Source organism: Sulfitobacter sp. HI0027, assembly GCF_001634775.1.
Taxonomy (GTDB): domain Bacteria; phylum Pseudomonadota; class Alphaproteobacteria; order Rhodobacterales; family Rhodobacteraceae; genus Sulfitobacter.
In genome coordinates, this window is the sequence record NZ_LWER01000454.1 from 1 (window position 1) to 20236 (window position 20236).

Annotated in this window: 18 protein-coding genes; 10 read left to right on the top strand and 8 right to left on the bottom strand. The window is 58.7% G+C overall.

Going from position 1 to position 20236, the window contains the following annotated elements:
- Positions 1–472, top strand: a 472-nt coding sequence (locus tag A3722_RS22075; protein WP_150120579.1) for an ABC transporter permease subunit, incomplete at its 5' end; no start/stop codon positions are given.
- Complete coding sequence (gene choV, locus A3722_RS22080; RefSeq protein WP_067626911.1) at positions 469–1488, top strand: choline ABC transporter ATP-binding protein; 1020 nt, start codon at positions 469–471, stop codon at positions 1486–1488. The genes A3722_RS22075 and choV, both read left to right, overlap by 4 nt.
- A 74-nt stretch (positions 1489–1562) precedes the next feature.
- Here choV and cueR read toward each other — a convergent pair whose 3' ends face one another.
- Positions 1563–1958, bottom strand: a complete 396-nt coding sequence (gene cueR / locus A3722_RS22085; protein ID WP_067626909.1) for a Cu(I)-responsive transcriptional regulator — start codon at positions 1956–1958, stop codon at positions 1563–1565.
- A gap of 9 nt (positions 1959–1967) precedes the next feature.
- Positions 1968–4475, bottom strand: a complete 2508-nt coding sequence (locus A3722_RS22090) for a heavy metal translocating P-type ATPase (protein WP_067626908.1) — start codon at positions 4473–4475, stop codon at positions 1968–1970.
- A gap of 329 nt (positions 4476–4804) precedes the next feature.
- Here A3722_RS22090 and A3722_RS22095 point away from each other — a divergent pair, with 329 nt between their 5' ends.
- Entirely contained in the window at positions 4805–10024 is a 5220-nt protein-coding gene (locus A3722_RS22095) for a DUF11 domain-containing protein (protein ID WP_067916465.1), read from the top strand.
- A 133-nt stretch (positions 10025–10157) separates the two neighbouring features.
- On the opposite strand, the gene A3722_RS25040 is transcribed toward A3722_RS22095, so the two are convergent.
- Positions 10158–10847, bottom strand: a complete 690-nt coding sequence (locus tag A3722_RS25040) for an SUMF1/EgtB/PvdO family nonheme iron enzyme (RefSeq protein WP_236627508.1) — start codon at positions 10845–10847, stop codon at positions 10158–10160.
- Positions 10810–11421, bottom strand: a complete 612-nt coding sequence (locus tag A3722_RS25045; RefSeq protein ID WP_236627509.1) for a DinB family protein — start codon at positions 11419–11421, stop codon at positions 10810–10812. Before A3722_RS25045 ends, A3722_RS25040 begins: the two co-directional genes overlap by 38 nt.
- Before the next feature lie 222 nt (positions 11422–11643).
- On the opposite strand from A3722_RS25045, the gene purU reads away from it, so the two are divergent.
- From purU to A3722_RS22120, 4 genes are all read left to right on the top strand, one after another.
- The gene (gene purU / locus A3722_RS22105) at positions 11644–12528 is read left to right on the top strand and encodes a formyltetrahydrofolate deformylase (RefSeq protein ID WP_067625359.1); all 885 of its coding nucleotides are present in this window, start codon (positions 11644–11646) and stop codon (positions 12526–12528) included.
- Positions 12529–12976: 448 nt separating this feature from the next.
- On the top strand, positions 12977–13243 hold the full coding sequence (locus A3722_RS22110) for a DUF4031 domain-containing protein (RefSeq protein WP_067625362.1): 267 nt from the start codon (positions 12977–12979) through the stop codon (positions 13241–13243).
- A 259-nt stretch (positions 13244–13502) separates the two neighbouring features.
- Positions 13503–14651 (top strand): hypothetical protein, encoded by a 1149-nt coding sequence (locus A3722_RS22115; protein WP_150120036.1) that lies wholly within the window; start codon positions 13503–13505, stop codon positions 14649–14651.
- Between the two features lie 13 nt (positions 14652–14664).
- On the top strand, positions 14665–15198 hold the full coding sequence (locus A3722_RS22120) for a hypothetical protein (RefSeq protein ID WP_067625369.1): 534 nt from the start codon (positions 14665–14667) through the stop codon (positions 15196–15198).
- Between the two features lie 1264 nt (positions 15199–16462).
- Here A3722_RS22120 and A3722_RS22125 read toward each other — a convergent pair.
- Positions 16463–16657, bottom strand: a complete 195-nt coding sequence (locus tag A3722_RS22125) for a hypothetical protein (protein ID WP_067625371.1) — start codon at positions 16655–16657, stop codon at positions 16463–16465.
- Between the two features lie 333 nt (positions 16658–16990).
- On the opposite strand from A3722_RS22125, the gene A3722_RS24170 reads away from it, so the two are divergent.
- Both A3722_RS24170 and A3722_RS22130 read left to right on the top strand, forming a co-directional pair.
- Positions 16991–17428: a hypothetical protein gene (locus A3722_RS24170; RefSeq protein WP_150120037.1), complete on the top strand. Its 438-nt coding sequence runs from the start codon at positions 16991–16993 to the stop codon at positions 17426–17428.
- 94 nt (positions 17429–17522) lie between these two features.
- On the top strand, positions 17523–17705 hold the full coding sequence (locus A3722_RS22130; RefSeq protein WP_067625374.1) for a hypothetical protein: 183 nt from the start codon (positions 17523–17525) through the stop codon (positions 17703–17705).
- Positions 17706–17901: 196 nt separating this feature from the next.
- Here A3722_RS22130 and A3722_RS22135 read toward each other — a convergent pair whose 3' ends face one another.
- Genes A3722_RS22135 through A3722_RS22145 form a run of 3 tightly spaced genes read right to left on the bottom strand, consistent with a single transcriptional unit; the run spans position 17902 to position 19330 of the window.
- Positions 17902–18189, bottom strand: a complete 288-nt coding sequence (locus A3722_RS22135; protein ID WP_067625377.1) for a hypothetical protein — start codon at positions 18187–18189, stop codon at positions 17902–17904.
- Positions 18186–18467, bottom strand: coding sequence for a DUF5658 family protein (locus A3722_RS22140; protein ID WP_067625380.1), 282 nt, complete (start codon positions 18465–18467; stop codon positions 18186–18188). The genes A3722_RS22135 and A3722_RS22140 overlap by 4 nt, the downstream gene beginning before the upstream one ends.
- Positions 18467–19330 carry a lysozyme gene (locus A3722_RS22145; RefSeq protein ID WP_067625382.1) on the bottom strand — a complete coding sequence of 288 codons (864 nt, stop codon included), beginning with the start codon at positions 19328–19330 and terminating at the stop codon, positions 18467–18469. Before A3722_RS22145 ends, A3722_RS22140 begins: the two co-directional genes overlap by 1 nt.
- A 599-nt stretch (positions 19331–19929) precedes the next feature.
- Between A3722_RS22145 and A3722_RS23715 the strand changes: the two genes are divergently transcribed.
- A partial coding sequence (locus A3722_RS23715) for a helix-turn-helix domain-containing protein (protein WP_150120038.1) occupies positions 19930–20236 on the top strand: 307 nt, incomplete at its 3' end.

Here is a 20236-nt window from a genome sequence, read left to right on the forward strand (position 1 = left end):
GCCCCGGCTTTATGCATGGGTGGCCCCGGTCTTGGACCTGATGCAGACGCTGCCGACCTTCGTCTATCTGATCCCCGCGATTGTGTTCTTCGGTATCGGCATGGTGCCGGGTCTGATTGCCACGGTGATCTTCGTGTTGCCCGCGCCGATCCGGTTGACGCAACTCGGCATCTCCTCAACCCCTAAGGCGCTATTGGAAGCGGCTCAGGCCTTTGGCGCTAAGCCACGTCAGACGCTGTGGAAGATCGAACTGCCCTATGCTTTGCCGCAGATCATGACGGGGCTGAACCAGACGATCATGCTGTCGCTGTCGATGGTGGTGATTGCAGCACTTGTGGGCGCAGATGGCTTGGGTGTGCCGGTGGTGCGTGCCTTGAACCAAGTGAACACAGGCTTGGGATTTGAATCCGGGTTGGTGATCGTCGTCGTGGCGATCATGCTCGACCGTATCCTGCGGGTGGGACGGAAATGAATAAAGCAGTAGAATTCGACAACGTTTCCATCGTCTTTGGCGACAAGCCGGAGAAGGCGCTGCCGCTGATGGACGAGGGCCAAAGCCGCGCCGAGATTGAAGCGGCGACCGGGCAAGTGCTGGGCGTGCATGATTGCTCGCTCACCGTTGAGAATGGCGAGATCCTTGTGCTGATGGGGCTTTCGGGCTCGGGCAAATCGACGCTTTTGCGCGCGGTGAATGGGCTCAACCCAATGGTGCGCGGCACGGTGCATGTGCACGATGAAAACTGGTCTTGCGACATTCACGCCAGCAATGCCGCAGAGCTGCGCCGCGTGCGCCGTGAATGCGTGTCGATGGTGTTTCAGCAGTTCGGCCTGCTGCCATGGCGCACGGTGCGCGACAATGTGGCGCTTGGGTTGGAACTGTCGAATGTCCCCAAGGCCGAGCGGCTGGAACGGGCAGAGCGGCAGTTGAAACTAGTGGGCCTCAGCGATTGGGCCGACCGCGAGGTGGGCGAGCTTTCGGGCGGGATGCAGCAGCGTGTGGGCCTTGCCCGCGCCTTTGCCACCGAAGCGCCGATTTTGCTGATGGATGAGCCATTCTCTGCGCTTGACCCGCTGATACGCACGCGGCTGCAGGACGAACTGCTGGACCTGCAGCGCGAATTGAACCGCACGATCATCTTCGTGAGCCATGACCTTGACGAAGCCTTCAAGCTGGGCGGGCGCATCGCCATCATGGAAGGCGGGCGGATTGTGCAGATCGGCACGCCGCGCGAGATTTTCTCGAACCCTGCATCGGACTATGTGGCGGAGTTCGTGGCCAATATGAACCCGCTGGAGGTTCTGACCGCGCGCGACGTGATGGGCGTGGATGACGGCGCTCCGACGCAGGGCGAAACCACGGCAGAGACCCCGGTGCGTGCGCTGATGGAGCGGCTGCGCGGGGCGGATGCGGCGATTGCGGTGATGGAAGAGGGCACGCAGATCGGGACGGTCACGGCGCATAGCATCGTGGACCGGCTCAAGGCCTAGGCCGGGATCTGACAAAACGCAAAAGGCGCCGCCCGGCTTGGCTGGGCGGCGCCTTTTGCTATTGAAAGCGGTGGTTATGTGGCCGCTGCGGTGCCCAAGGTCTTTAGGATCGGACAGTCGGGTCGATCATCCCCGGCGCAGTCGCGGACCAGCGTGCTCAGCGTGTCGCGCATTTCTTGCAGGCCGCTGATCTTGGCCTCGATCTGCGCCAGATGCTCTTTGGCGATGGCCCGCACGTCGGCACTGGCACGTTTTTTGTCCTCCCAAAGAGCCAGCAGGTTGCGGCAATCCTCAATGCTGAAACCCAAGGTTCTGGCGCGGCACAGAAAGGCGAGCTTGTGCATCTCGCTTTCGCGAAAGGCGCGGTAGCCGTTGGCGTCCCGCAGCGGTTTGACCAATCCGATATCTTCGTAATAGCGGATGGTTTTCGGCGGCAGGCCTGTGTGTTGTGAGACTTCTCCAATGTTCATGATGCGCTCCTATTCTGCGGCCACGGGGGCGGTGGCCCGGGGGCCGTGTGAGGGGGTGGCGTTTTCGGCCAAGGGGGCGGCAATCCAGCGCAGGCGCAGCGCGTTGCTGAGGACGAATACGCTCGACAATGCCATCGCTCCGGCGGCCAGAGCAGGCGACAGAAGCCAGCCGGTCAGCGGATAGAACGCACCCGCGGCGACCGGGATCAGCAGCACGTTGTAGCCAAAGGCCCAAAAGAGGTTCTGCCGGATATTCGCCATGCTGCGCTGGCTCACGTCGATGGCGTTGACCACGCCGCGCAGGTCCCCGGACATCAGCACCACGTCTGCGGCTTCGATCGCCACATCGGTGCCGGTGCCGATGGCGAGCCCCACATCGGCCTGCGCAAGAGCAGGGGCGTCATTGATGCCGTCGCCCACGAAAGCGACGCGGTTGTCGCCTTCCCTGAGCTTGTCGATGGCGGCCACTTTGCCGTCTGGCAGCACTTCGGCGATGACCCAATCGATGCCCAGTTGCGCCGCGATGGCGTCTGCCGTAACCCGGTCGTCGCCGGTGATCATCGCCACGTCGAGATTGAGGTCATGCAGCCGCGCGATGGCCTCGGGCGTGCCGGGTTTGATCGGGTCGGCCACGGCGATCACCGCCGCCAGCTGACCGTCTAGCGCGGCGTAGAGCGGGGTTTTCCCGGCCTTTGCCAATTCCGCCGCGATCTGCCCGGTGTCGCCCAAATCGATCCCGTCGCGGGTCATAAGGCGGTCCGCACCCAATGTGACCCGGCGGCCCATGACCGTCGCGCTGACGCCAAAACCGGTGTGGGATTGGAAATCGCTGACCTCGCCCGGTATTGGTCCCGCAGCTTCTGCACGCCGCAGGATGGCTTGGGCGATGGGATGTTCCGAGCGCGCCTCGACCGCGCCGATCAGGGGCAGCAACTCATCCTCGGGCAGGTCGTTCATCATCACCAGATCGGTCAGTTCGGGCGTGCCCTTGGTCAGCGTGCCGGTCTTGTCCAGCGCCACGGTCTTGACGCCTTGCAGGCTTTGCAGTGCATCGCCCTGCCGGAACAGCACGCCCAGTTGCGCCGCGCGCCCGGTGCCGACCATGATCGAGGTCGGTGTGGCCAGACCCATGGCGCAGGGGCAGGCGATGATCAGTACCGCTACCGCCGCCACCAAAGCGTGGCTAAGCGATGGGCCGAAGGCGAGCCAGACCCCAAAGGTCACCAGCGCCACGGCGATCACCACCGGGACGAACCACAGGGTGATGCGGTTGACCAAGTCCTGAATGGGCAGCTTTGCGCCTTGGGCCTCTTCGACCATGCGGATGATCTGCGCCAATACAGTGTCACCGCCCACTTTGGTGGCGCGGTAGGTCAGGCTGCCGGTGCCGTTGACCGTGCCGCCGACAACCTCCGTTCCTTTGGCCTTTTCCACCGGCACAGGCTCGCCGGTGATCATGCTTTCGTCGACATAGGATTGCCCGTCGACGACGACGCCATCGGTGGCGATCTTCTCGCCCGGGCGGAGGTAGATGATATCGCCCGCGACGATCTTGTCCAACGGCAACTCAACGAGCGTGCCATCCCGCTCCACCCTTGCGCTGCTGGCGCGCAGGCCCATAAGCTTGGCAATCGCGGCCCCGGTTTGCCCCTTGGCGCGTGCCTCAAGGTAGCGGCCCAGCAAGATCAGCGTCACGATCACGGCGGCTGCTTCGAAATAGACCACGCGGCTGCCCTCGGGCAGGGCCCCCGGCGCAAAGAGCGCGGTGACCGAAAAGAGCCATGCCGCCCCCGATCCAAGCGCCACGAGAGAGTTCATATCCGGCGCGCCTTTCGCCAAAGCGCCAAGCCCCTTGCTATAGAAATGCCGCCCCGGCCACGCCAGCACGAGGGTGGTGAGGATGAACTGAATGAACCAGCTTGTCTCCCTCCCGATGGTGGCCGCGATCCAATGGTGGAATGCAGGGATCAGGTGGCCGCCCATCTCCAGCACGAAGACTGGAAGGGTGAGCGCCGCCGCCAACAGGGTCATCCGTTTGAGATGGGAGACTTCCGCTTCTTTGCGCGCTGTCGCATCAGGGCTGCCTGCCGCGGAGGCATCGACACTCGCCGGATAGCCAGCCTGCGCCGCCGCATCGCGCAGGGCAGGCAACAGATCGGCATCCTCCAAGCTCTCGACCGTCGCCTCTTCGCTGGCAAGGTTCACCGAGGCCGAGATCACCCCCGGCACCGCAAGCAGCGCCCGTTCCACACGGCCCACGCAGGAGGCGCAGCTCATGTTGGACAGTCGCAATCTGTGGGTGGTCTTGCGCGCCGGATAGCCCGCCTGCGTCAAGGCAACGTCGAGTTTTGCCGCGTCAAAACCCGGTTCTGTCGTCACCCGCACGTTCTCCGCGGCAAGGTTCACCCGCGCATCGTGCAGACCCTCCAGCGCGTTCAGCGCTTTTTCCACACGTCCCACGCAGGACGCGCAACTCATGTTTTGCACGCCAAAAGTGAGTGTATCTGCTTTGCGCATTTCATGTCCTTTATCCGTCATATGCCGAATATGGGGCTTCCAGTTGCTGGAGGGTCAAGGGGGCATTTAGAAAAAATGAGTAGGGGGCCGAGGGGGAGGCGAATCACGGTTAACAGCAGGCCGAAGCGCGGCACGGGCTGGGCCATTTTCGGGAGCGGCAAAGGCGTAGCGGTATATGCGAAGGTCGTATCGGCGCCTAGTCTTCTGCCACCTGTCTGACCGGAAGCATATCTTAATACCTTTCTGCGTAAGTCCTCCCAACCCGCTTCGTCGCTAAGCTGTTTTAAAGGTTCATTGCTAGGCTGCTTTAAAAGATTGTGAGCAAAGATATGTATTTTTATTTTCATTTTCTCGGCTTGTTCGTGGCGCAGGGTTTGCGCTCTCTCTCCGCTTGGGGCGGGCGGGAGACAGGGCTGCGGGTGATCTCGAAGGCGCTCTTTTCCCTGCTTCCGTTCGCCTTGCTGACCAAGGTCGCCGTGGCCCAGCAGTTGATCCTAAATCCTGTCGCCGCCCCCACTGTGGTCGGGGCGGGCATTGGTGAGCGGGCCTTGTGGCGCAACGCGGGCACGGTTGGCGGGGTGACGGTCGATATTGTTGGTGAGATGATCTTTACGGGTCGGGATCATGTTTTCGCCACTGGCAATGGACAGATCCAGATCACCTCGACCGGGCAAGATCCGCATTTCATGGATTTCTTCATCTATGAGGCAGGCACCCATAACATCTCGACCAACACGGGCGGCGTGCCGGTGGTGGCGGATGTCTTTTTTCAGATCAATGACATTGATGGGCCGCTGAACGAGCAGGTCTATGTAAATATTTGCGACGGGACGGTCGAATATGTTCGGATTGACCGCAGTGCGACCACCTATCGCGGCTATATCGAAGGGCCGGATGCGAACCTCGGGACAGAGGTCTTCTATCTCGCCGGGGACCGCAATTATAGCAACCAGCCGGTATCGGGTTTGGAAATCTTCTACCCGCAGACCTCGACCTTTCGCTTTGGCCGGACCGCCAACAACGGCTTCCTCGTCCGGCTTGCTAATCCAACCTATGACGCAGCGCAGACCTATGACCTGAAATGTGGTGACTTCAAAGCACCGGTTCTGCAGGACGACGTGAAAGAGCAGGTGCTGAGCGAGCCTGTGGTGGTGAACATCCTGTTCAATGACAGCGTCGCGACCGAAAATAACAATGCGCCTGCCAATAATTCCGGGCAGCCCAGCGAATATTCCAAACAGGCCATCGATCTGATCCCGCCCGCCGGGGCGCAGAATATCGTGACCGATTCCGAAGGCCATCGGGTGGGTTTCGATGTCTTGGGAGAGGGCACGTGGAGCTATGATGATCTGACCGGAGAGTTGACCTTTACCCCCTTCGTGGCCTTTTTTGCCGCGCCGACGCCGATCGGCTACCGCTATCAATCGCCCATCATCCTGCCCAATGAGCCGCGGGCCTATTCGGCCCCGGCGCAGGTCTCGATCGATGTGGGCTCTGTCGGTCTGCTGAAACTTGCGCAATTGGTCGATGCCAACCTGAACGGCTATGCCGACCCTGGAGAGACGATCGCCTATGTCTTTACCGCTGAGAACTTTGGCAATGTCGATCTGACCAATGTGCAGCTTGCCGAAACGCAGTTCAGCGGCAAAGGCGTGCCGCCCGTGATCACCTTTCAAACCGCGACATCGCTGTCGCCCGAAGGCACGCTCTTGGTTGGCGAAAAGGCCGTCTATACGGCGACTTACACATTGGTGCCCGAAGATTTGGACACCACGATCAGCAACCAAGCGGAGGTCACCGCCGAGACGCCGGGCGGGACGGTTGTCTCGGACCTGTCGGATTCCGAAAATCCCGGCGACGGGGATGGTGTCGCGTCCAACGGGCCAGGCGAGGGGCGCGATGACCCCACGACAATCTACGCAGGCTCCGGCCCCGACCGGGGCGATGCGCCGGTCACCTATGGCGATCCGCAGCACGCGGATACCGCGCAATACTGGATCGGCGCGCTCAACGGTGATGGCGACGGGTCGGCACAGCATTCCGTCGATGGCACGGGCGATGACCTCGACGGCAAGGATGACGAGGACGAAGAGAGCTTTCCCCAGCTCTACGGCGATCTGACCCGCACCGTAACCGTGGTGGTGAACGAGCCCACGCCCGGCACCGGATATTTGCAGGCCTTTGTCGATTTCGGCGGCGATGGCCTCTTTCTCGGCGATCAGGTCGCGACCGATATCCAAGACGGCGGGGCGCAGGATCTCGATGGGCTGGTGAATGGTGAAATTTCATTCCCCGTCAGCGTGCCGGTCACGGCGGTGCTGACCCCGACTTTCGTCCGACTGCGCTGGTCCTCAACGCCTGGGCTGGACGCGATCACCCCCGCCCCCGATGGGGAAGTCGAAGACTATGGCATTACCATCAGAACACCGCCCGACGCCGACCGCGGCGATGCCCCTGCCAGCTATGGCGATCCGCAGCATATCATCGAAGGCCCCGGCGCGCCGGAGGTCTATCTGGGCAGCACAGCGCCCGATATCGATCTTTTGGCGCAGAACTCCATCGGGGCCACGGGCGATGATACCGATGGGTCGGATGACGAAGACGGGGTGACCTTGCCACAGTTCTATCGCGGCGGGTTGGCCGAGATGACAGTGGCGGTCAGCGATCTGGCCGGAGCGCCGCGGTCTTCTTATCTTCAAGCCTTCATCGATTTTGATGGCGACGGCACCTTTAACCAAGCCGGAGAGCAGGTCGCGCTGAACCTGCAAGACGGCGGTCTGCTGGATAAGGATGGTCTGACCAATGGGACAATCCTTTTCGAGGTGGCGGTGCCCGCAGGGGCGACCACATTGCCCACCTACGCCCGTTTTCGCTGGTCGACGGACAGCACCGGCCTTGCCACTGCTTTCGAAGGGGAGGTGGAAGACTACACGCTGACCATCTCCAGCGATCCGCCACCGCTGGTCTGCGATGCCTCGCTCTATGCCATCGTCGACAGACCTTCTACACTGGTGCGTATGACCTTCCGCGATAGCGGCGGCAGCTACGCCACGACGGTTGAGGCTTCTGGCAGCACCGGGCAGAACCGCGATGGCGCTTGGGGCTACAACGCGCTGGATGGCTATATCTATGGCGTGGATCAGAACACCCGCAGGCTCTACCGGATTGATGGGGCTGGCGACATCACGGATTTCGGCAACATCCCCGGCGCGGACGATGCGCTGAACGCCGGGGATATTCTACCCAATGGGCGGCTGATCTACGAAGTTGATCCAAACACATGGCAGATCGTTGATCTGACCAACCCTGCCGCACCGATTGTATTGGGTGACATCGCACTTACCATCGGCGTCAATGCGGAAGACCTCGCCTTTAATCCCGTCGACGGCATCATGTATGGGATCGACAGGAACTCGGGCTTTTTGTTCCGCGCGGCGGTCAACAACGGCACACCGGGGAGCGTGACACCGCAGGCGATTGGCCCTGCCGTCTATGCGGGCGAGTTCGATGCGCTGTGGTTTGACCGTGATGGCAGGCTCTATGGCTATTCCAACACCACCAACAATCTTTTCGTGATTTCGACGGCGACGGGAGTGCCGCAACTGGTTTCCGGCATTCCCTTTGACGAAGGCGGGCGCAGCGATGGCGTCTCCTGTCGGGGGCCAGCACCGATCCCGCTGGGGGGCATTTCGGGCAACATCTATGAGGACGCGGACGCATCGGACGTGAAGGACAATGGGGAGACCAATTTCGGGGCGGGCGTGGGCATCTCGGTCTTTGCCGACAATGGCACCCCGTCCAATACCGCCGATGATATTTTTCTTGTCACGACGGATACATTGGCCGATGGCACCTATGCGGTGGGGGACTTGATGGTGAACACGACCTACCGCGTCGCGCTGGATGAGGCGGACCCTGATCTGCCCTCGGGGCTGACCATCGGCACCTCCAACCCGCTGATTGGCGTCCCGGTTTCCGGCAATAGCGTGACGAGTGACCAAGACTTCGGGTTCGATCCGGCGGGCAGTGACCTTGAACTCAGCAAAATCGCCGCCGCGACCGGGACGACGACGCCGATCACAAATGTCTCGGAAGGGGACACAATCGATTGGATCATCACGATCACCAATGTCAGCGGCGGCTCGCCCTCGGGCGTCAAGGTGATCGATCAAATACCAAGCGGTTTTGCCTATGTCTCGGACGATGCGCCCGCGACCGGGGATACCTATGACCCCGACACCGGATTGTGGTTCGTGGATGAACTGCTCAGCGGAGAGAGCGAGACCCTGACGATCACCACCACGGTGCTTGGCAGCGGTGATTTCACCAATCAGGCCGAGATCATCTATAGCTCGCTGCCCGATCCCGACAGCGATCCCAATACAGGGCCGTTGACCGATGACCTGTTCGACCAGCTGCCCGATGACGACGAAGCGTCCTATTCCGTGAACCTTGTGACAGGTAAGCGGATCCTGACGGGCCGTGTCTTCATCGACAATGGGGCGGGCGGCGGCACCGCGCATGACGCGCTGCGCAATGGCAGCGAAGAAGGGGCGTCTTCGGCGGTGCTTGAGATCCTCGACAGTGGCGGCGCGGTGCTGGCCACCCCCGGGCTGGCGACGGATGGCACGTGGAGCTATGGGCTCTCCGGCGCCTATAGCGGTCCGATCACGATCCGTGCGATCCCGGCCAATAACTACCGCGCGATCTCCGAAGCCGCGGCAGGTCTGCCCGACCTAGTGAACGCCAACCCCCATGACGGTGAATTTACCTTCACCCCTGAGGCTTTCGGCAATCGCATGGGACTGGATATCGGCCTGTTGCAACTGCCCAGCCTGACCAACGACCAAACCACGACGGTCGCTCAGGGGCAGGTCGCGACCCTGCCGCATATCTATACCGCAACCTCCGAAGGGCAGGTGACCTTCTCCTACGCCGGTGCCACCTCGACCCCAACCGGCGCGTTCAGCGCGGCACTTTTCCAAGACATCGGCTGTGACGACAGTGTCGATGGGCCGATCACCGGTCCCATCGCGGTCACGACGGGGCAAACCGTCTGTATCGTCTCGCGGGTTTCTGCCGGGTCTGGCGCTGGGCAGGGCAGTACCTATGTCTATCAGGTGCTGGCGGCCACGGCCTTTGCGCGCACCACGGTGACCAGTTCGGCCAGCAACACCGACGAAGTCTCGGTCGGGGGGCAATCGACCCAGATCGAGCTGCGCAAAACGGTGGAGAATGAGACCCAAGGCACCGGTGAAGGGACCATCAACCTTGGCGGTGTGAATGATATCCTGCTTTACCGAATATACCTGCGCAACAATGCGACCACCCAGGCATCGAACGTCAAGATTTACGACATGACCCCACCCTATACGGAGCTGTCGGAATCCATCGTCGATCCGCAACAGGTGTCACCCAACCTCAGTTGTGATTTGGTGCGGCCAGCAAGCAATCTGGCTGGCTATGCCGGGGCGATCGAATGGAACTGCACCGGGCAAATGTTGCCGGGTGAGACCGGGGCAGTGCAGTTCAGGGTTGGCATTCAATAGGCCGCGGGCCCAGCGGCAAGGCTCATGCCGGGGCACCGCGATGCCCCGGCGTTTCGGCTTTTCCTCGCCCCGCCTTTTCTGCTCGGCCTTTTTCGCACGGCTTTTCCCTCCGGGGCCTTACTTCACTCGGGCCTTAGCTCGCGTCGCGCGCCAACCGCAGACCCATCATCTGCCAACGTTGATGCGGATAGAAAAACGTTCGGTAGCTCGGGCGCAACTGTTGCTTTGGCGTGGCGCAAGATCCGCCGCGCAACACGCGCTGGTTGACCATGAACTTGCCATTGTATTCGCCCAAGGCACCCTCAGGCGGGCGGAAACCGGGGTAGGGGGCAAAATCAGAGGCAGTCCACTCCCAGACATCGCCCCAAATGCCATTGCCGGGCAGGGGGCGTAGGGCGCCGATGGCATCGGCATCGCCCATCAGATTGCCGTTGATCGGCACATCGCGAAAGGCAACTTCATGTTCGGCTTCGGTGGGCAGTCGGCCCCCGGCCCAACGGGCAAAGGCTTCGGCCTCATAATAGCTGACGTGGACCACCGGCGCATCAAGCGCGACAGGCTGCGGCCCGCGCAGGGAAAAGGTCCACCACGTGCCATCCTGCTGCCACCAGTAGAGCGGATGCGCCCATGCTTCGCGCTGCGCCACGGCATGACCTTCCATCAGCCATAGCCGCGCGTCGCTGTACCCGCCGTCCTCCATGAAAGCGATCCATTCGCGGTTGGTCACCGGACGGTCGGCAATCTCAAAGGGGTCGAGCCAGACCCTGTGGCGCGGCCCTTCGCAATCATAGGCAAAGCCGCCCCCCCTCATGGCCAATCTCAACAAGACCGCCCCTGTGGCGGCTGAAGTTGAGTGGCATTTCGTCGGTGACCGCCAGCGGCTCGGGGTCTTTGTAGGTGGGCAGCAAAGGGTTAAAACTAAGCCCGTGGAGCAGGTCGGTGATCAACAGCTCTTGGTGCTGCATCTCATGGTGGCAGCCCAGTTCGACCAGTTGAGCGATCTCATCGGCATCGTCGCGGCTGGCGTTCATAAGATCGTTCAGGCTGTTCTCCACATGATCGCGATAGGCCCCCACCGCAGCGCCATCGGGGCGCGAGACCAATCCGCGTTTGTCACGCGCATGACGCGGTCCAGCCTGCACATAGTAGGAGTTGAACAGCACCGCGAAACGGTCATCGGGCGAGCGATAGTCAGCGACTCGGGGTTTGATGATAAACTCCTCAAAGAACCACGTCGTATGGGCCAGATGCCATTTCACCGGAGAGGCATCCTCCATGCTTTGCAGCATCATGTCTTCGGGACAAAGCGGCGCTGCCAAAGCCTGCGTCCGGCTGCGGGTGGTGGCGAAAAGGCTCAAGGCCTCATCAGGGGACATCGGCTGGGGTTTGGCGTTCATTTCGGGCGCTCCTTTGATGGTCCGCAGACAGGGTCCACTATGGGCAAATTTAAGGCCGCCGCGTAGATTTCAAGCGATAACAGATGCTCACCATTTGGTATGGGCCGCTTTGGCGGCGCCGTGAGCCCGCTATCGCTTGCCTTCCCGCGTGGAGCCTGCAATCCGTTGCGTAAGCAAAACAGGCCCCCTGCCGCCACGCACAACCGCCCAAAGGACCACCCCATGACCCAGTTCTGCCTGACCGTGACTTGCCCCTCGAAACGGGGGATCGTCGCCGCCATCGCCAATTATATCGCCGAAACCGGATGCAATATCACCGACAGCGCGCAGTTCGACGACACGGAGAACGGTCAGTTTTTCATGCGCATCAGCGCAGAGGCGGAAACCGGGGCCACGCTTGAAAGCCTGCGCGACGGATTTAATGCGGTCGCAGAACCCTTTGGCATGACCTATGATTTCCATGACCAAGACACCACGATGAAGGTCGTGGTCATGGTCTCTCGCTTTGGCCATTGCCTGAACGATCTGCTCTACCGGGTGCGGATCGGAGCCCTCCCGATTGAGATCGTCGCCGTGATTTCGAACCACATGGACTATCAAAAGGTGGTGGCGAACCATGACATTCCGTTTCATTGCATCAAGGTGACCAAGGACAACAAGCCGCAGGCAGAGGCGCGGATCATGGAGGTGGTAGAGGATACCGGCGCGGAACTGGTCGTGCTGGCGCGCTACATGCAGATCCTGTCGGATGCCATGTGTCAGAAAATGTCGGGCCGGATCATCAACATCCACCATTCCTTCCTGCCGTCCTTCAAAGGGGCGAACCCCTATAAGCAGGCCTACGAGCGGGGCGTGAAATTGATCGGTGCCACGTCGCATTACGTCACCGCCGATTTGGACGAAGGGCCGATTATCGAACAGGATACCGTGCGGGTCACCCATGCGCAAAGCGCCTCTGACTATGTGTCGCTGGGCCGTGACGTTGAGGCCAGCGTCCTCGCGCGGGCGATCCACGCCCATGCCCATCAACGGGTCTTTCTGAACGGGAATAAAACCGTGGTCTTTCCGGCATCGCCGGGCAGCTACAGTTCCAAGCTGATGGGGTAAACGCCACGGCCCCGCGTTCGTCGAAACTGGTGTGATCGCGGGGCCTTGGGGGCGGGCAATGCGCACAGGCATCCGTAAACCGCGGACGGCAGGTATCGGATCAGCGTGAGGATAAGTGTTTCATTTGGCGGTAAAAGTGGTGCCCCCACACGGTCAACAATTAGCTTCGGTTTGCCCTTATTTTTATGGGACATGTGGACCACGTAAGCAGCATTTCGAGCCTTATATATTTCAACCACTTACAATGAAGGTGGACCACGAAAAATCAGGTTTCTCCTTAAGAAAAACCAATCTTTTCGACCGCAGGACGCCTCATGAATAATGCCTAGAAAGACACCCATCGTGCGCCCGCCGCAGCCAAAGAGATTTGCGGTGGGCGCCACCCGGTGGAGGACCGGGCAACCAATGGTGTCCCCGTATGCCGCGACCACCCTGAAGGAGCTAAGCAATGGCGGTTTATGTCGACAACATGCAGGCGCAGTTCGGACGGATGAAAATGTGCCACATGATAGCGGATAGCACAGAGGAATTGCTGGCGATGGCCGACCGGATCGGCGTTGCGCACCAGTGGATACAGGGCGCTGGAACAGCGCGAGAGCATTTCGACATAGCCATGTCAAAGCGGGCGCTTGCCGTTAAGGCTGGCGCGGTCGAGGTCACAATGAAAGATTTGGCGCGCAGGACCCGAGCTCGGCGCGCTTGCCGAGAACCTTGAGCGCCCAACCGCCTTCATCGAAGGCCCGACATGGCACAAGATGCCGGAGGCCGACCGCGACCTGACGATATAGCAGCGCAACCAGATGCCCGCATATCCTGGTGTCTTGCAGCGTCGTGTGGTGCGTTTCCCTGGCGCGCCCAGATAACCCCGGTGGCCACGATGGCAGAAGCCTAACCTCGGGGTGGAGGCTGCAGGATTGATGAGGTGGGCAGTTTCGTGCAACAAGGAGCGAGTCGTTTTCGATAGGTTTTTAGTTTTGTCTGCTATTATTGATATTCGCGCCCGCGTATTCACGCGGGACGATCACGCATACCGCCTGTTTCCTGGGGTTTCGTACAAGCACTATAACGTGATGCGTGACGAAGGAATCGTTTTTCTTGACTACCCTGGTTTACCTATCCCCCCGCGGGAGGGCTTCGCTCAAGGCGACTATGAAAAAGAAATGATCGTTCGCGGGGCGCTCTACGCTTCAGTCGCCTACCGAAATGACGACAATGTCCCTGAGCTAATGGCAGAAATAGGGCGGCGCGAGCTCTCTGGGACCCGGTGGTCCCGGAAACGACAGCTGGCTTTGGGCTGGATCAACGCCCTCTACCATCAAGCGAAAATTGGCGATCTCGTGGTGGTACCCGGACCGTTAAATCGGCGGGGCGAAGATGAAGATACAAAGACTCTGGTGGGTGAAATCATATCACTACCCGAGAGATTAAATCGTGCCGCTGAAACCAGGTACAGTAACGCAGGATTACTTGTTCGACGGGTAAGATGGCTCAGTGAGATTGATGAGCGGAACCTAGACTATAAGACTTCGCGCGCTTTGCGAACCCAAAACGCTCTAGTATCTTTGCCGGCCGGAACTCTTCGCCCAGTCCTTGGTGCAGCCTACAAGAATGTCATCATTGATGACGACTTTCTTGCTAGATTTATTACTCGTGGCGAAGAGTTTACCGCTAGAGAGTCCTACCACTTTCAAGCTTTTGTTTTAGCGGTGGTCGAAGCTTACGGCCGCATCAATGGCGATGCGAGCGATCTGCCTGCTTCCATATACGCCATTGCAGCCCAAGTAGCGAGGGGGGCAGAAGGTGTTCCGGAACAGGATTTTAGCATTCACTCTCCCGGATATACCACTCTGAAGGGAACTAGAGTGGTATTTGTAATCGCGGCTTTGTTTGCCACTGCTCTCTCGGCTAGTGCGGCGCCATTCGGAGACGATGGTCAGACGGTGGAAGTTTCGCTAGAAAATTCTGCTAGTGAAGCGTATGATCCATGCCAGCCCGAGGGCCTGCAAGATGAGGTACGTGAGACGCTTCGTGTGATGGATTTCGAACGGTGGCAAGAAGCGTGTAGGGCTGCGCGTGCGGCTAACGAAGATGAAGGCTTTGAGCCTGTATCATCCGCCCGATAAAATGGTGGGATCTATGTCTGCATTTAAGGAATGGTGGTCTGGCAATGGTAATCCAAACGGTCTCGGACTGCTTGGAGCGGCATTTGTCCTTATTGCCAACGTAGTAATTACATATCTAATGGTCTCGCGTAGCGAGGAACACGCTGAGGAGTTGCTGAAACAGCAGTTTTCGCAGACTAGAGAAATGGCTCAGAAGGCCGAGGTGAGTGCGCGCAGCAAAGAAATTAGAGATGCCGCATCAGACTTTTCAACCTTCGCGGCAGCGTACGTTACGGCCGTGCTGGATGCCCCTTCCGAAGTGCCACTCGCGAAAAGGCGATTGACCGATAATGTCCTTAAACAATTGAGTACCGTTACAATGTCGGGCGGTGTGTTTCCAAACGATATTCAAGACGCAGCTAAAAGCTATAAATTAGCGCTTTACGATTTTAGTGATGCTTTAAGCGATGCTGACACAGTTCTGAAGATGCGGCCCTTCTGGGAAAGGGCATCTGATGTCTTGGTTGCGCGCGAAGAGCTGCTTTCTCTAGTAGACACTGCAAGCTGATTAAGTGCACCACCTAACGCGCCATGGGGGTCTCGTTTAAATAGCGTTCGCAGCACGTAAACTGAATTTACCGGAGTTATTCCTTTGGTTGTAACGCTTTATTCCTTGAGTTTGGCTATGATTGCGTACGCAATAATCGGTCAGGTACGTGACAATATCTCATCGCCTAAAATCTTCATTCTGGGTCTGATTATCCTGGGGGCTGTCAGTGGGTTGTCCGGTGAGGACGATGCGCCAACTGGGTGGAATGGAAGAGGTTCCTATGTTGACTGGTAAAGAAGGCTCCGGCTATCTCGCGGCCTTCTCATCAAAGGAATGAGGCTGGAGGCGCTTGATATTTTTCTGGTCACCGTTTCGAACGAATGCATTACCGAAACTTAGAGTATATTGTGGTTTTAGCCTCGTTCGCGGCAGTATTTGCCTGACCTTCGCTCCCCTCCGAGTAACCGCTTTCTAGTAAATCCTCAGTTCCGCCAGGCAAGACACCATAGACCTCCCATTCCCAGAGCATTTTAGGACCGGGCCCTCTGTTGCTTCGCGGACGGACCCACACTCTAAAATCAACATATCTCAACAAATCTTTCCTTTGTCATATTTAGGGGTGTGCAGAATATAATCGCCGCGGCATTTGGCCCTATGGCCACACTAAAAATCAGACCACGAGTTATCGCGAAGAGCTGTACGCAGCAAGTCTATGAACCGCGCGTGCAAATCTGTGGAAAGCTTTGTCGGAATAATGATTTCCATTATGATTGAGAGAGTTACCCTCATCAAACCCCTCGTGTGATAGTTTGGGAGATTTGGGTTTAACTGGATTAGACTCAGAGCTAGTGGCCAGAGGAGTTCGGGACGACAAGACGTCGGCAATCAGAGATGTTGGGCCATGAGCCAAGCGTAGTCTTTTTGAAGATCTAACGGTAGTACGCCGCGCCTAGGATGTGCGCAGCCTCCCCATGGCCGAAAGAAGGTTTCGCTCCAAGCGAGAATGGTTTGTTGAGAGGGATCGACGACGAAGCGGGTAGGTCTCAAAAGGCCGCAAGCGTCCAAGTCAGACGAGTTTTGAACAATAAGGTCGACGTTCGCTTTCTGGGGGAATTTCACTTTGGTGGTGCCATAGCACACACGCACACCAGTCGCACCTGACTTAGATTGCAGGACTTGCGTGACAAGCAAAGGACGGCAATCTGGCTTGCCGTCCTTTGGTTTCGTTTCAGGGAAGTACCCAGTTACAATCGAATAGGCTTGCGGGGGTACCTTTACCCACTCAGGCGACGTCTTCATAAGGAAACTTCAAGCCGTCAACAACTTCCCAACCCTCTTCGCCAAGGCGAGCTTCAATCTCCGCCTTCAGACCTCGTACATCCTCAGGGGCGAACTCATCATAGTTCATCGCAGCCTCAGGGGGAAAGGCGTTCTCCACCCACTTTCCGCCGGCTTGTTTAGCTGGTGTTCGATTCATTATTGCTTCTCCGTTATTCCCGATTCGGCTTCTAATGTCCGAACTTCGGTTGATTCACAGCAAATTAGACCGCTGTGTCCCATCTTAAATGGGGATCGCACAGATCGTACCGTGCATTTGTGGCGTCTTTGCGACAGCTAAGCACATGTTGTCAACTGCTGTCTATCCATTGGAGTTCCCAATTGTACAACACTAAGGTTAACGGAGAGATAAGGCGCCTACAGCTTCTTGCAACACCTAGACTGTCCCAAGGGCGCTGTTCCGCTCATGCCCTTGCGCTTGACAAAGGTTGCTTCCCGCCTAACGTGCGTAAACTTGAGGAAGGCATGTAAGATGATTAAATACGTTTTCGCATTTTCTACCGTTGCTTTGGTTGCAGCTTGTGGCCCTCAGTACAATTTCTACGAAAAACCGAGCGCATGGACACCAGAGACACGGGCGGAATTTGCTCAGCAACGTCCGGCCTCAAAATGTGCCATCCTACTCAATGCTACGAAAGCGGCAGGTGCGGATCGTGCATCAATATTCTCGGAAATTTCGAAGCTCGGCCTTAACCGTCGCGACTTGGAAATACTAAAAGATCCAGAACACATTTACGGAACTGGAATGAGCTATAGAGGTCTGGAATGTGCGGCAGGGGGCAAACTGAACCCAAATAAGTCGTTCTACCAAGGCGTCGGACACCGCTGGCAAGTGCCATTCGGATCAGGCTTTGTCTACTTAGAAGGTAACGGCACGGAACGCGGTATGCGGGTCACCGCATGGAATTGATCCGTGCCTCTAGCGCGAACCATATAACAGAAAGATGCAGACCGAGACACCTGGTCGAAAAGGCACTAAATTATAACTCCAAGGACGAAATACCATGGCAGCAAAAATTACTAACCTAAACGTTCCGGTAATCGGCGATACGGCCTCGGTACATTTCCATTTACAAGATCGGGCCGGTTCCATCAACGTAATCCTGAAGGCAGAAACTGCTGTTACAGAAGAGGAAGTTCGCGAGTTGGCAAAAGCTGCGTTGAATGAGGCGTTAGCTGCGCTGTAGTACCTTTGTCTTCATGTAGAATCTGACTGCAAGGCCGAATGCGAACGCTTTCTATTTCGCGCCAACCTCACACTCTCGCTCGAAGGTCAGATTGGTCTTGTAGTCTCGCCTCAGATTCCAAGGCGCATTCTTCGCGCGCCAATCGATCTCCTCGCGCGTGAAGCGGCGCTTCTCTTCGACATCGCAGAACGCCGCCTCAGTAGACGGTGGCGGGGCCGGGGGTTTCTGGAACCACGAACAGCCACTCATCAGGAACGGCGCGAAGATCAGGCATGTTATCGACTTTGGCATCACTTTCACTGTCCTCTATGAGATTGCTTGCGCGGGCCGTGCATCCGGCCAGCACTCTTGTCAGTCGGTCAACATCGGACCGCAGGGACGCGTTCTCCTCCCTGAGCTCCATGACCCACCAGACGCCGCCACCGGCCACTGCAGCAGCGATCAGGTAGGGTGCGAGGCGAGAAATCAGGGCTGCCCCGATCATCCCATGCCTCGCAAAACCCGGTAGTTATTCAGGGCAACGATTCCCGTGATCGCGATGATGATCCAGACGGCCGAGATCATCCCATCGGCCCAGAGGAAAGCGGCTACGATCAGCGCGGCCGCGACCTTCACCACTGACCACTGATCACCGGTCTTATCCATGATCCATTTCATGATCGGGTTCAATTCACGGCCGCCGCGGGCAAGAATCTGATTGGTTGTCCAAACGTCTGCAATTTGAACCGCGAACAGGGCGAGAATGGTTATGAGCTCGTACATTATGCGATCACCCCGGCCATGCAGAACACTTTCTCAGCAGAGCGCCGCCGCACAAGGCCGCGCCAAACGCGGCCGCCCGCCTTGTTGTACCAGGTCAGCGCATCACAGCCGCCCGGCACATCGCCAGCGTTCAGGCGCTTGGTCGCGGTTGCTGTCCCGGCTCGCGACACGCCGACATTGTAGGCGAGGCTGACATAGGCCACATCGCGATTGACGGGCAGCCGATCGGTCAGGGTCGAGGGGGTAAAGTAGCGGTGCAAACCTTGCCGATAGCTGAGTATTTCGCGGGCGAGCATGGCTTCACATTCCGCCACGGTATAGCGGTCGCCAGGTCGGACGCCTTTCGTCTCCCCAAAGCAGACGGTCCAAACGCCGACAACATCTTTGTAGGCCACCAGCCGCAGGCCCTCCCATTCACCAATGAACGGTACGGCGATCGCCAGGAACTCGCCTTCGGGCGCGACACCCCCGGCTTTGACCAGCTCCACGGGCACATCGGCCATCGCCGGGATGATAAGGGCGCGCTGCTCATTGCGGGCATCATGGCGATACTCCGGCACCTGTCGGTCCTCGATGACCGCACCGCCCAGCGATTGAAACAGCATCACCAAGCCGTAGGCGAAAGCCGTGAGAAACAGGCCCCGGCGGAAAACAACGCTCCCTGCATCCTGCCGGATCAAACGACCAACGATGCCGATAATGAAGAACGCGAGAGCGGCCTTGCCAAGCGGGTAGGGGTCCGCCTCGATGCCGAAAAACCCGTAGAGGATTTCACTGCCCAAGAGGGCGAGGAGGCCAAGGTACAGGCTCCACATCGAGTAGCTTCGAAAGGCGATCCGCCGCCAGTTGTCTATGAGGTTCATGTTCGATCCTTCCATGCTTAGAAGCCCCGCAAGCGGGGTGTAGTGGTTGAGTTTGCAGTGATCTGGGCTTCAGCCGCGGCTTACGTTCAAAGGCCACCAGGGCGAGAAGCGCGGGATCGGCTCTCGGGGGCCGGTGCACTCAGGGTAAACGACCCGGCTGCGCCAATAGTATTCCCCCTCGGATATCAAGGGGGGGAGATCGAGCGGCACGTCGAACTCCTGCGGGGTGCGCCCCAGCTCGACAGGGCGGAACCCCCTGCTATACCCGATCCGCAGCTGGCGGCCGCTGGACAGCCTGAGGAACACCTCCACATCGCGGGGTCGCCCACAGTGTTCGCCAAATTCAGTTCGAGAGCCAACCAAGCGGTAGACACAGCGCTGTGATGTGCACGCGCCAACCTGAAAAGATGCCTCAGGTATCCAGTCAACAACCGGCGGCGCCGGCAGAACGCGTTCGATATATTCCAGCCGCTCAGACATACCGCTTGTTGATTGTCACTGAGAACTGACCCGGTAGCCCCATAAATTGTCACTGAGAATTGACCCATGTGAACACACTTCCCCGACGGTTTTGGTTGGGGGGATTTGGAGTGATCGACATGGGATTTTTGAGTGTCATTCGACGCTGGGCATTGCGTGACAAGATGCCAATCAGGGAGATTGCCCGGCGGACGGGTTTGTCTCGGAACACGATAAAGAAGTATCTGCGTGAAGGTGCGGTGGAACCGCAGTTCAAGACGCCCAAGCGTCCAAGCAAGCTGGATCCCTATTCGGATCGGCTGTCAGCCTGGCTTTTAATCCAGACGCGGAAGTCACGCAAAGAGCGGCGGACAGTGAAGCAAATGCATGCTGATCTGGTGAAGCTGGGATATGATGGCTCCTATGAACGCGTAGCAGCTTTCGCCC

Bases quoted from the DNA above. Each gene is read 5' to 3' on its own strand.
- purU (WP_067625359.1), top strand. From the start codon at position 11,644: ATGACCCAGTTCTGCCTGACCGTGACTTGCCCCTCGAAACGGGGGATC.
- A3722_RS22095 (WP_067916465.1), top strand. From the start codon at position 4,805: ATGTATTTTTATTTTCATTTTCTCGGCTTGTTCGTGGCGCAGGGTTTG.
- A3722_RS25045 (WP_236627509.1), bottom strand. From the start codon at position 11,421: ATGAACGCCAAACCCCAGCCGATGTCCCCTGATGAGGCCTTGAGCCTT.
- A3722_RS22130 (WP_067625374.1), top strand. From the start codon at position 17,523: ATGGCAGCAAAAATTACTAACCTAAACGTTCCGGTAATCGGCGATACG.
- A3722_RS22125 (WP_067625371.1), bottom strand. From the start codon at position 16,657: ATGAATCGAACACCAGCTAAACAAGCCGGCGGAAAGTGGGTGGAGAAC.
- A3722_RS22120 (WP_067625369.1), top strand. From the start codon at position 14,665: ATGTCTGCATTTAAGGAATGGTGGTCTGGCAATGGTAATCCAAACGGT.
- cueR (WP_067626909.1), bottom strand. From the start codon at position 1,958: ATGAACATTGGAGAAGTCTCACAACACACAGGCCTGCCGCCGAAAACC.
- A3722_RS22145 (WP_067625382.1), bottom strand. From the start codon at position 19,330: ATGAACCTCATAGACAACTGGCGGCGGATCGCCTTTCGAAGCTACTCG.
- A3722_RS22140 (WP_067625380.1), bottom strand. From the start codon at position 18,467: ATGTACGAGCTCATAACCATTCTCGCCCTGTTCGCGGTTCAAATTGCA.
- A3722_RS22090 (WP_067626908.1), bottom strand. From the start codon at position 4,475: ATGCGCAAAGCAGATACACTCACTTTTGGCGTGCAAAACATGAGTTGC.
- A3722_RS24170 (WP_150120037.1), top strand. From the start codon at position 16,991: ATGATTAAATACGTTTTCGCATTTTCTACCGTTGCTTTGGTTGCAGCT.
- choV (WP_067626911.1), top strand. From the start codon at position 469: ATGAATAAAGCAGTAGAATTCGACAACGTTTCCATCGTCTTTGGCGAC.
- A3722_RS22110 (WP_067625362.1), top strand. From the start codon at position 12,977: ATGGCGGTTTATGTCGACAACATGCAGGCGCAGTTCGGACGGATGAAA.
- A3722_RS22135 (WP_067625377.1), bottom strand. From the start codon at position 18,189: ATGATCGGGGCAGCCCTGATTTCTCGCCTCGCACCCTACCTGATCGCT.